At 45.9% G+C, this 11,278-nt stretch carries 9 protein-coding genes and 1 pseudogene; 4 read left to right on the top strand and 6 right to left on the bottom strand.

The genetic code is table 11. The features are described from left to right. Positions 1–55: 55 nt before the first annotated feature. A pseudogene (locus AB6D80_RS02090) lies at positions 56–616 on the bottom strand (amidohydrolase family protein); the annotation flags it as partial. Positions 617–938: 322 nt separating this feature from the next. On the opposite strand from AB6D80_RS02090, the gene AB6D80_RS02085 reads away from it, so the two are divergent. Further along, a complete protein-coding gene (locus AB6D80_RS02085) occupies positions 939–1,469 on the top strand; it encodes a lipocalin family protein (protein ID WP_017104130.1) in 531 nt (176 codons plus the stop codon). Positions 1,470–1,586: 117 nt separating this feature from the next. Here AB6D80_RS02085 and AB6D80_RS02080 read toward each other — a convergent pair whose 3' ends face one another. Both AB6D80_RS02080 and AB6D80_RS02075 read right to left on the bottom strand, forming a co-directional pair. After that, entirely contained in the window at positions 1,587–1,973 is a 387-nt protein-coding gene (locus tag AB6D80_RS02080; RefSeq protein WP_017104129.1) for a hypothetical protein, read from the bottom strand. A gap of 102 nt (positions 1,974–2,075) precedes the next feature. Then, a complete protein-coding gene (locus AB6D80_RS02075) occupies positions 2,076–2,381 on the bottom strand; it encodes a monooxygenase (protein WP_054541072.1) in 306 nt (101 codons plus the stop codon). A gap of 156 nt (positions 2,382–2,537) precedes the next feature. On the opposite strand from AB6D80_RS02075, the gene AB6D80_RS02070 reads away from it, so the two are divergent. Continuing rightward, positions 2,538–3,449, top strand: coding sequence for a LysR family transcriptional regulator (locus AB6D80_RS02070; protein ID WP_371707343.1), 912 nt, complete (start codon positions 2,538–2,540; stop codon positions 3,447–3,449). A 22-nt stretch (positions 3,450–3,471) separates the two neighbouring features. On the opposite strand, the gene AB6D80_RS02065 is transcribed toward AB6D80_RS02070, so the two are convergent. Next, the gene (locus AB6D80_RS02065) at positions 3,472–4,086 is read right to left on the bottom strand and encodes a TetR/AcrR family transcriptional regulator (protein ID WP_004736309.1); all 615 of its coding nucleotides are present in this window, start codon (positions 4,084–4,086) and stop codon (positions 3,472–3,474) included. 218 nt (positions 4,087–4,304) lie between these two features. Here AB6D80_RS02065 and AB6D80_RS02060 point away from each other — a divergent pair, with 218 nt between their 5' ends. Further along, positions 4,305–5,420 (top strand): efflux RND transporter periplasmic adaptor subunit, encoded by a 1,116-nt coding sequence (locus tag AB6D80_RS02060; RefSeq protein WP_372187643.1) that lies wholly within the window; start codon positions 4,305–4,307, stop codon positions 5,418–5,420. Positions 5,421–5,428: 8 nt separating this feature from the next. Then, positions 5,429–8,527, top strand: coding sequence for an efflux RND transporter permease subunit (locus AB6D80_RS02055; RefSeq protein ID WP_372187641.1), 3,099 nt, complete (start codon positions 5,429–5,431; stop codon positions 8,525–8,527). A 91-nt stretch (positions 8,528–8,618) separates the two neighbouring features. Here the strand turns inward: AB6D80_RS02055 and AB6D80_RS02050 are convergent, their stop codons facing one another. Both AB6D80_RS02050 and AB6D80_RS02045 read right to left on the bottom strand, forming a co-directional pair. Beyond that, positions 8,619–9,107 (bottom strand): hypothetical protein, encoded by a 489-nt coding sequence (locus tag AB6D80_RS02050; RefSeq protein ID WP_012604429.1) that lies wholly within the window; start codon positions 9,105–9,107, stop codon positions 8,619–8,621. A gap of 168 nt (positions 9,108–9,275) precedes the next feature. Beyond that, positions 9,276–11,252 (bottom strand): alkyl sulfatase dimerization domain-containing protein, encoded by a 1,977-nt coding sequence (locus AB6D80_RS02045; RefSeq protein WP_372187640.1) that lies wholly within the window; start codon positions 11,250–11,252, stop codon positions 9,276–9,278. Positions 11,253–11,278 lie beyond the last annotated feature (26 nt).

Here is an 11,278-nt window from a genome sequence, read left to right as displayed (position 1 = left end):
AACCATATCACTTACTACCGTTTTTGTTTTAAGTTCCCGCTAATCCGCGATGAACCATTTTTAAGGCTTTTGAGTTGACCCACATAGAGTGAGAGGTTTGCTCCATAAGCACCACGGGGCGATCAGGGAAAATACTGTCGATGATCTCAAGTGGTGTGTATTCAGAGTCGCTGTCGAGTGTCGACTCAAGAGAAAAGCCATAACCCATCAGCCAGCCTCGACCATTGGTTTCGGCATTGATTTTACACGCTTCTAAGTAAGGGATTTGCTCTTCTAATGTGGCTTCAGAGTCTAGTTCGCAATTGCCACCCAGCTCTGAGGTGGCTTCAAACACATGGTTATGATTATCAATGAACCCCGGCAAAACAAAGGCATTCTCCAAGTCGATGACATCGGTACTCTGACCTTGAAAAGATTGCGCCTGAGTGTGGTCACCGATGAAGATGATCTTGCCTTTATGGGTAACGATCGAGTCTGACTCGCGATGCCCATATATGTCGGCATTGGTAAAGATCTGGTCTGCGGTTAGGCTTTGAGAAAAAGCCGATGGCACAGAGACTAGGCTAGCGAATAATGCAATCCATGCAGTGCGTGGCAAAGTGAGCTTATTGTTCATTGTTATTTATTCCATGTTCCACTGTTTAGTAAGTATAGAAAGCGAGTGGTAAGAATCATATCGCGGATTTTTAATAATAAAGTGTCCATAGTTGCTCTCCTGATTAAGTTAACTTGCCGTATATTTTGCGGTGACTCCGACTCAATATCGAACATCAATGAAACACCATTGATTCATTCGCAGACTAAACAATTCACATAAGATTCTGAATAAATTACAGTTAGGTGAACTTTAAAAATGGATTTAACGTATTACCAAGGATGTAAGTTTATGTTTTCACAAGGCTTACTCGCATTACTAATAAAAACAAGCCGAGGTTAGGATGAAAAAAATATTATTGCTGCTTAGTGTGATTCTATTGGGTGGTTGCGTGGGCATGCCTGAAACAGTAAAGCCCGTTCAACAGTTTGAATTGGATAGATACTTGGGCAAATGGTACGAAGTGGCTCGTTTGGATCACTCGTTTGAGCGTGGCTTAGACAACATTAGCGCTGAGTACAGCTTGCGTGATGATGGCGGCGTGAAGGTGATTAACCGTGGCTATTCGGCTGAAGAAGGTGAATGGAACGAAGCGGAAGGCAAAGCGTATTTTGTTGAAGGTTCTGAACAAGGCTATTTGAAAGTGTCTTTCTTTGGCCCTTTCTATGGCGCTTATGTGGTATTCGAGTTGGACAAAGAGAATTACCAATACGCGTTTGTTTCTGGCCCAGACACCGATTACTTATGGCTGCTTTCAAGAACACCAGAGGTTGCGCCAGAAGTGATGGAGAAGTTCAAAGCGATGTCGAAAGAGCGTGGCTTCAATACCGATGAGCTGATTTTTGTGGAGCATGACAATAAGCCTAGTTCTTGAGAAGAGTTCTAACGCTTGGCTCTTGAGAGCTGTGACATGTAATTAAAGAAAGGCACCGATGAGCAATTCACCGGTGCCTTTTTTGGTTTGGCTTTGTTCTTTGTGTTTGCTAGCTCGTTAAGTAAGTAAGTAACGTTGTCGACGAGCCTGCAAAACACTGAGTACCGATAGTGAAATGAAGAATGCTGGATCGCTCCAGCCAAAGCCAACAAAGATTCCTGTAAACGCTGCATACAGTGTGATGATGGCGCCAAGCATATTCGTAACCACCAAACCTTGGATGAGCTTTTTAGCTGATACGCCGGGTTCAATGTCTCTAAGCAACCAGCTTATCGCTGCGATACCACCCAGAAAGATACTGGTGTGTTGAGAGAGAAAGTAAGCGTACTTATCATTAATTTCCACACCATACATGGGCCACATTACAGTTGGGATAAAAAACAGTGCGATGGCAAACCCTGCGTAAATAATGCCGTGTAGGCTAAGAAAAGTTTTGTTGTTCATTACGTATCTCTCTATTTATTACTTAGCGACTTAGCGACTTAGCGACTTAGCGACTTAGCGATTCAGTATCTTTGTTGTCATTCAGCGAATGAACAAGTTTGATTAACCGTTGATTGGGCCTTTATTAATGGTAGTTAATGGCTGATTGACGTCAAAAATCACCCCACGAACTTCCGCTACGCCCATCTCTTTTAAGCGAGCAGCGTGCATCGCCAGATAGGTTTCAGCACTCAGCTGATCTTCAAATAAGTAGACGCCGCCACCCAGCTTTTCTGCTTCGCTCTCTGTCCAGATTTTCCAGATCATGCCCGGTTCGTTGTTAATAGACTTTGCTAGGTCAACGAGTGCGTTTGACATCTCTTCACCAAATGGGCCGCTAAATTCAAAATCGACTTGTAATAATTTCATGGTTATTTCTCCAAACAGTTACTTGGTATTGCGCTGAGACTGATGGTCATTTCGCAAAACATAGGAGGCTTTATTGCCTGTTGAAATAGATATTACCTGTAAAAAACAGACAGAAAAGTTCATAATGTAGTTATTAACTGTCAGGATTTTAGACCGATGAGATTGAAAACCACCCTCGACCAATGGCAAACCCTTTACGAGATTGACCGCGCAGGCAGTATTCAGGCAGCGGCACTGCAATTGAACAAGAGTCACACCACGCTGATCTATGCGCTGAGAAAATTGGAGGACCAATTAGGCGTGACTTTAGTGCAGGTTGAAGGTCGTAGGGCGGTCTTGTCGGAGGATGGGAAATCACTGTTGCGCCGTGCAAGCAGTATGTTGGAACAAGCTCGCGAGCTAGAGTTGATCAGTGAACAGCTAGCGAAAGGTGTTGAGTCTGAAATTGTGGTTGCTGTTGATCACTTGTGCTGCCTTGAACGCCTTTATCAACCGATGGCTGCATTTTTGACGGAGAACAACACCACATCGATACAAGTGATTGAAACATCCCTGTCTAAAACAACGGAAATGGTGACTCAAGAACTGGCTGATGTGGCTATCATCAACTTGCCTATTACTAACTACTCAGCCGAAGCCTTTGGTTTTACGCTGATGGAGCCAGTAGTTGCTAGCTCACATCCGTTAGTAAGTGCCGTTTCAGTGTCGTTGAATCAACTGTCGTCTTTGCCGCAAATTGTGGTGCGAGATTTAGGTACACGATCTAATCAAGGCACTAAAAGCCAAGGCAACAAACAGGATGTGGGTTGGTTGAAGTCGAGTCAGCGTATTACGGTGGATAATTTCGACCATGCGTTTGGCGCGGTAGAGCAGGGAGTCGGGTATTGTCGACTACCAAAGCACATTGTTGAAAGCCGAGGAAGTGACAAGCTCACTGTGTTGAATGTCGAAAATGGCAGTGGGTATCACGTTCCGCTGCACCTGACTTTACCAAAAGGAGCCAAGACAGGCCCTGCTGCTAAACGTTTCTATGAGTTACTTCTTGAGTCAGTTTCAAATGCGAGCTAACGGCGACATGAACCTTGAACGATTAACGAGGCTGATTGCCGTTTAAGAATAGCGCGACACACTCGCGAGTGTAGTGAAGTCTTTCTTCTTCAGATTCTCCGCTATCGTGTCCGAAGAATCCCCAATACGCTGACTTACCATGGAACATAAGCAGCAGTTGTCTGGCTGCAATGACTGGCGAGCTTGATGTCGACAGTGTGAGATCACCAGAATCTATTTTCGACTGCAAATAATCAGCAAGTAATTTGGTGGTTTTCTGAGGCCCAGTTTCTAAATAGATAGAGGCGATCTCTGGATGCGTATTCGCTTGGCTAATGGCATTTTGAAAGGTTTGTCTAGATTGTTCATCAAGTAATAAATCCTGAAACTTCACACCAAACTTCACCAACTCATCACCCACCGCAGCATCCATATCAAAGGCTGCAGGACTGAGTTCTCGCTCCGCACACTTGGTTTGCATGCAGGTTTCGAAAAGTTCGTCTTTGTTTTTAAAGTGAGAGTAGACCGTTTGCTTAGAAACGTTCGCTGCTTTGGCTATCTGATCCATATTGATCTTGAAGCCATGTTCAGAGAAAAGTTGGCTGGCTGCGGTTAAGATCTGCGATCTCTTCTGTTCACTCTTGATGATTTTAGTCACGTGCTTGCTTCTCGTTACCTAGTTTGTCTCGTTGCTTAGCGCCTGTTGGTGCTCAGTTCTATGTGTCTCGTTTTACGCTAAGCATTATGCTTTTTGTGATGCTTTTATCAATCATTAACGATGAAACTTATTTTCAACACAATCAAACTAGACAGTCTAGTTTGATTTGGTTGGTCTAAAAAAAGAACATAATTGAGTACCGCATAGGAACAGTACGTATGTATAAATTGATGAAGGGAAGCGCAGTGGCAGTGGCGTTGTCGGCTTTTCTTGTTGGATGTGGCGAAAAGGAACAAGCCCAAGAGTCGGTTGATTCAACCGCTGAAACGGCATCGAGCGTCCAAACCATTTTAACCGTGGAAACGATGGCCTTGGCGCTCTCTTCCTCTTATGCAGTGCAGCGTGAATATGTGGGTGTGGTTAAGGCGGGTCAACAGGCTAATTTAGGTTTCGAACTGGCGGGCAAAGTAAACGAGATTCTGGTGGATGTCGGTGACACAGTCACAACGGGTCAGCCGTTGATCAGACTGGATACCCAACTTTTGGAAACCGAGTCTAGCCAACTGAAAGCGCAGGCTGAAGAAGTCAAAGCTCAATTGAGTTTGGTGGCAGCGAACCTTAAACGTCAACGTTCATTGAAAGCGAAAGGCTTCAGTGCCGAAGCTGAGATTGATTCGTTAACCAGTGAGCAACGCGTATTGCAGGCGAACTTGCTGCGTATTGATGCCTCGGTAAAAGGCAATCAATTGAAGCTGGTGAAATCGACAGTTCGTGCGCCATATTCAGGGACCATCGCAACACGCTTTGTCTCGCTTGGAGATGTAGTGAATGTAGGGAATCCAACTCTTACACTGCTTGCCTCTGAAGGGAAAGAAGCCTTGATCGGTATTCCTGCCCATCAAATGAAAAAGGTTACTTCACTTTCCGCCCCAAGTATTCGCGTCGGGCGAGATGAATTCGCTGTGAGCCTGTTGAATCCGGGCGCAATGGTCGACACACAGTCTTGCAGTGTCGGTTTGCGTTACTTGTTTCCTGAACAATCGTCGGTGTTAGAAGGGCAACTTGCCTATTTGAAATTTGATGAGCAGATTGATGACCAAGGCTACTGGGTGCCATTAACGGGTTTGATTGATGGATTGCGCGGTGTGTGGAACATCTTTGTGATTGGTGAAGACAACAAAGTTGAGCGCCGAAGTGTTCAGGTGTTGTTTGCCAACAATCAACAAGCGTACGTGAGTGGGGCGATTGAAGACGGTGAACAAGTGATTGCCAGTGGCTTACATCGTTTAGTTCCTGGACAAACCGTGAAGCCAGCAAGCGTTACTGCTGAATAGGAAATAGCATGAAAATCATAGAGACTATTTCCAACACTCGACTGCTTATCTTAATGACAGCACTGCTGATGGTGAGTGGTATTTCTGCGTTCATGACGTTGCCACGTGCAGAAGACCCAGTAATCATCAACCGTTACGCGAACATCACAACCAGTTTCCCCGGAGCCAGTGCCGAGCGTGTTGAAACCTTGGTAACAGAAGTTATCGAGAACAAGCTGCGTGAGCTGAGTGAAGTTAAACTCGTGAGCTCAACCTCAAGGCCGGGCGTGTCTATTGTCACCTTAGAATTGAATGACACCATCACCGAGCCTGAGCCAGTTTGGTCTCAAGCTCGCGACAAGCTATCTGACATCGAATCCATTTTGCCTGCGGGCTCTCATTCTCCCGATCTCGACAGTGATCATACCTATGCTTTCACAACTATCGCATCTCTAACCTGGTCTGGTGCAGGTGAACCTGACCGATTAACACTCGGGCGCTATGCCAAAGAACTCGCTAAGCGACTAAGAACTTTGTCGGGTACTGAATTCGTTGATGAATACGGGATGCCACAAGAAGAGATTCAAATCAGTTTACGTACGGCCGATGCCGCCGCGTTGGGGCGTTCAAGTGCCAATATTGCTGAGTCGCTCGAAGGGGCAGACGCCAAGAACTCCGCCGGCGAGTTAGTGAGTGCTTATTCTCGCTTTGGCTTAGAAATTAAATCTGAACTCGATTCTATTGAACGCATTAAGCAAGTGCCAATAGCCACTGATAGCAAAGGTCACATCATCCGTATGGAAGACATTGCTTCTGTGAAACGTGGTGAGAAAACCCCACAAGACCAGATTGCCATTATTGATGGTGAGCCGGGTGTGATTGTCGCGGCAAGAATGCATCCTGATCTGCGAGTCGACAACTGGACGTCGCGAGCTAATGCTCTGATTGGTAAATTTGAGCAAGAGTTACCAAGTAACGTTAAGGTGACGGTGCTCTTTAATCAGCAAGGTTATACCGAAACTCGCTTAGACGATTTAGGCAAAAGCTTGATGATCGGTTTCGGTCTGATCTTGATTGTGTTGTTTGTGACTTTAGGCGTGCGTGCCGCGATCTTAGTCGCCATTTCTCTGCCGTTAACCTCATTATTGACCTTGTCGATCATGAAAATGACCGGTGTGCCGATTAACCAAATGTCGGTGACAGGCCTAATTGTGGCGCTCGGGATCATGGTTGATAACGCGGTGGTGATGGTCGATACAATTCAAGCTTATCGTTTGAAAGGGCAACAGCGCGCTGAAGCGACCATGAATGCATTGAAGCATTTATGGGTGCCGTTATTAGGCTCAACCTTAACTACCGTGTTGGCGTTTGCTCCGATTATCTTGATGCCGGGTGCATCGGGTGAATTTGTCGGTGGTATTGCGATTACCGTTTCTTTCTCATTGATCGGCTCTTACATCATCTCGCACACCTTAATCGCAGGCTTAGCGACCAAGCTACTGCCCAAGCAACTCAGTGATGTCGACAAGAAAGGACAGCACCATTGGTACATGACGGGTTTGAGAATCCCGGCTTTGACGCGCTGGTTCTCATCTTCTGTCCGCTTTGGTGTCACGCATCCAATCATCACGATTGCTTTGGTGTTGTTGGTTCCGTTTACCGGTTACTGGAGTATGTCTCAGCTGACTGAGCAATTCTTCCCACCATCAGACCGAGACATGTTTGAGATTCAGGTTTATATGCCGCCGCAAGCGAGCATTTATGCCACTAAAAACACCTCTGAAAAAATCGACGATATCATTCATCGTTACCCTGAAGTGGAGCGTATCGATTGGCTCGTGGGTGCAAACTTCCCATCCTTCTATTACAACCTGCAAGCGAGGCAAAATAACGCGCCGTACTTCTCGCAAGCCATGGTGAAAACAGAGAACTTTGACCAAGCCAATGCGCTAATTCCACAGTTGCAAAAGGTGTTGGATGAAGAGGTGCCGGAAGCACAAATCTTGGTACGTAAGCTTAACCAAGGGCCTCCATTTACCGCGCCCGTTGAACTGCGAGTGTATGGTGAAAATCTCGATACCCTAAAAGTGATTGGTGAAGATGTGCGATTGATTCTTGCAGGTGTTCCTCATGTCACGCACACAAGGGAAACGCTGCAACCAGGCACGGCGAAGGTATGGTTGAAGGTTGATGAAGACACAGCGAAACTTAACGGTATCTCACTCAATCAGTTTGCTGGCATGCTTCAAACTACGCTGACAGGTCGTGAAAGTGGCTCGGTGATTGAGGGCAGTGAATCGGTACCAATCCGTGTTCGTGTGGCGGATGATGCGCGTGAAAACTTGGCTCACCTGAGTAATATTCGCTTGCCGATAAGCTCAGATGTCTATTCTACGGGTATCAATGTGTCTACTTTGGCTGAGCTTGAATTGACCACAAGTCGAGGTGCGATCACCCGCCGTAATGGGCAACGTGTCAATACCATTGAGGGTTATATTGAAGCGGGTGTCTTACCTCAAACCGTGCTCAATGAATTCCAAAAACGCCTAGAAAGCTATCAGATGCCATCGGGCTATACGATTGGTTTTGGTGGTGAATCCGCTGAACGAGATAATTCAGTCAACAGCCTCATCTCGAATGTCGCTGTCGTGGTGGTATTGATGGTGTTGGTGGTGGTGATGTCGTTTAACTCGTTCCGAATGAGCAGCATCATCTTCATGGTCGCAGGATTGGCTGGTGGGCTAGGGTTGTTGTCGGTGTGGATCTTCGGTTATCCATTTGGTTTTACGGTGATCATCGCGATGCTTGGGATTGCGGGCTTAGCGATTAACGCGGCCATTGTGATTCTGACCGAATTGAAACTCGATAAAGAGGCTTCCTCCGGCAATGTAGATGCAGTCGTTGAAGCTGTGATGTCATGTACTCGACATATCAGTTCAACCACGATCACAACCGTGGGCGGCTTTATGCCATTGATCATTGCTGGCGGTGGTTTCTGGCCTCCGTTTGCGGTCGCGATTGTGGGCGGTACTGTGTTAACCACGCTTATCTCGTTCTACTTTGTGCCTGTGGTTTATCATTTGATGACTCGAAATCAGCGGAAAAACATCGCGACTCAAGCTGCGTAACTGTTTTTCAATTTAACTGCTCTTCAATTACCCATAATCGAGCCGTATCTGGTTCGATTATGGCGTTGTTCTCTCACTAAATTCATTCCAACTACCCTTCAAAAATATCACTAAGCCAATCTTCAAGTTGCTCTCGTTTATCTTGTGGGCCATTGATGATCACCAAACCGTTTAGTGTCGCGTGATCCCAAGATATGGTGCCAGTAGCTAGCGCATCGAACACATCGAGTTCCGTAATCAGTAATAGATCTTCCTCTGTAGGCAAAGTATCTCGACCTGACACATCGACACCTTTCTCAAGTTTAACTTGGCTGTAATGACCTTTAATTGCTTCGAATAAGTTGAACTCAATTTTGCTTGGGTGGGGTTTCGCAAGCGCAGCCTTGATGGCAAAGAGTCGAAAATGATCCGGTTTATTGAGGTTGTTGAATTCATCGTCTTGTCTGGCTGTGATGACGTTGCCAAAGACTTCTAGTGAACCGGGCTCTGTCACTAAACTAAATCCTGTATCTTGGTGAAGACCACAAGCGAAAGTTAGGGAAGATGTGAGTGAAAGAATGAGAGCAAATCGTTTTAGCATGTGTGAACCTTAAACGAACTAGGGCAGTTTTCTTACTTCAACAATAGATCGAGATTGTTGAGTGAAGGTTGCGAACTGTACCAATAAATAAACGATAAAGGGACCACAATAGGTCCCTAAGTTATCGGCTGGCCATCCTTAGCATGCCTTTGCTTGGTGTATATCTAATTAACGAACGATTAGCATGATCTCTTCTGGAGTCATTGGCTTATCGAAGTAGCTCATGAATTGACCGAAGCCTTTGATGTCGCCGTTCGAGAACTTGAATGCACCAGACTGTAGGTTGCTACCAATCACTTGTTGAGCGTTTGGACCCGCAATCAAGATTTGGTTCAGTACTGCACGAGTGGTGTCGATTTGAACGTCTGCGCCTTTTACTGCTTCTTCGTGTAACTGAGCAATACCGTTACGGATTTCGATAGTGAATGCTTCGTTCGTATCAGAGAAGTTGTACGTTAGCATCATGTTCACGTCTAACGAGTTTTCTGCGATAAGCGTTGAAGTCATCATGTCGAAGATCTGCTTACTTGGTAGCGCAGTAAGCACGTCAACAGAAGCGAAGCTGATCATGTTAGAGAAGTCACGTTTGTTCTCTAGTTCAGCCGCCGCGTTAAGCGCCCAGTTACGCCAGTTGATGTTCACTTGGTCTGCAGCCCATGCTTTGTAAGCTTGTGCTTTCATCTCGCGAGCTTCCATATCTTGCTTGTTTACCGTGATTGGGTAAGAAAGAATTTCTGCTGCAAATGTGTAGTTTTCAGCCTTAATTGCTGCTTGTGCAGTCGTAAGGATGTTCTCACGGCCGCCCATGATCTCTACGAACGCTTTAGCACGTTGCTCGTAAGCCATTGGCTCTAATTGCCATGGGTCTGCTTCGAAGAAACCGTTGTAACCAACGTAGATCTGACGAACAGCATGTGCAACGGTACCGTAGTGCTCTCCTAACCAAGGGTGCTCAGCAAGGTGCTTAGGAAGTTTAACGACTTCAACTAGCTCGTCCGGCGTCATACCTTTGTTCATGTAACGGATAGTTTGGTCATGCGTGTATTGAATCGCATCACGGTAAGCCGTTAGTACGTCAGCTACCGCTTCTTTACCTTCAACTGGACGACCGTGAGAGTTAATCATGATCTCAGTGTCGAACTTACGCATTACGTCGATGCCCTTGAACCACATTGATGGGTCACGGAATTTAGTACCACGAATAGTGTGAAGATTAGGGAAGTTCTCTCCTTGAAGTACTTCCGCAGCGTGCAGGATTTTCTGATCTGGGAAGTAAACCACTAACTCATCTTTCGTTTCAGATGGCACGTTCTCAATGTGCATTTTCACGCCAGCGATTTCGATTTCGATGTGGCTTTGGCTTGGTACAAGCAGGTTTGGTTCGATGAACGAAATAGCACCTTGCATGAAGCGTGGGCCAAGGCCGTCATTTACTGTACCGTGCTCACCTTCTTCTACGTGCTTAGCACCTGTGTAAGAAGTGCGGTGACCAAATAGAGTACCTAGGTTTGAAGACCAGTTAGCCACTGCAGCTGTTAGGCCTTCTTCAGCGATGATTTTTACTTCACCTGATGCTACTTCTTCGTCAGTAACCCATGCACGCACGCCAGAGATGTGGTCGATGTGGTTGTGAGAGTAGATGATTGCTTTAACCGGTTTGTCTGTGATTTGACGGAACTGCTCTTTAACCGATTGAGCCATTTCTACTGACTCGCCTGGATCAACAATGATGATGCCGTCAGTACCTTCAATCATGACTGGTGTGTCTAGACCGAAGCCGTAACCAAGGTAAATATTGTCATCTACTTGGATGATAGCTTGGTCCATTTTACGACCATGCTTGGTTAGGATTGGATGAACGTGGTCAGATTCTGCAGTGTAAGCTAGAGAATCGCCCGTTTTAGAAACAACCTGGATACGTTCGCCTTTACCCCAGAACATGTTTGACTTGTGTTCGAATAGAACCTCGCTTTTGTAGCGTGCATCAAGATCGATGTTTTGGTATTGAGCTGCATTTGCGGTTTGAAGCTCTTGGCCTACCGTTGATGTTGCTTCAACAATAGGTGTTGCTGATGCAAAGCCAGAAGCAAATAGTGCGCTTGCGATAGCAACAGGAAGAGCCATTTTTTTGAATGTATTAGTCATGATAGTGACCTTATATTTGGATACAG

The sequence above is a fragment of the Vibrio sp. 10N.247.310.17 genome, from assembly GCF_041466605.1.
In the GTDB taxonomy this organism is placed as follows: domain Bacteria; phylum Pseudomonadota; class Gammaproteobacteria; order Enterobacterales; family Vibrionaceae; genus Vibrio; species Vibrio tasmaniensis_A.
This window is presented reverse-complemented; position numbering and strand designations above follow the sequence as displayed.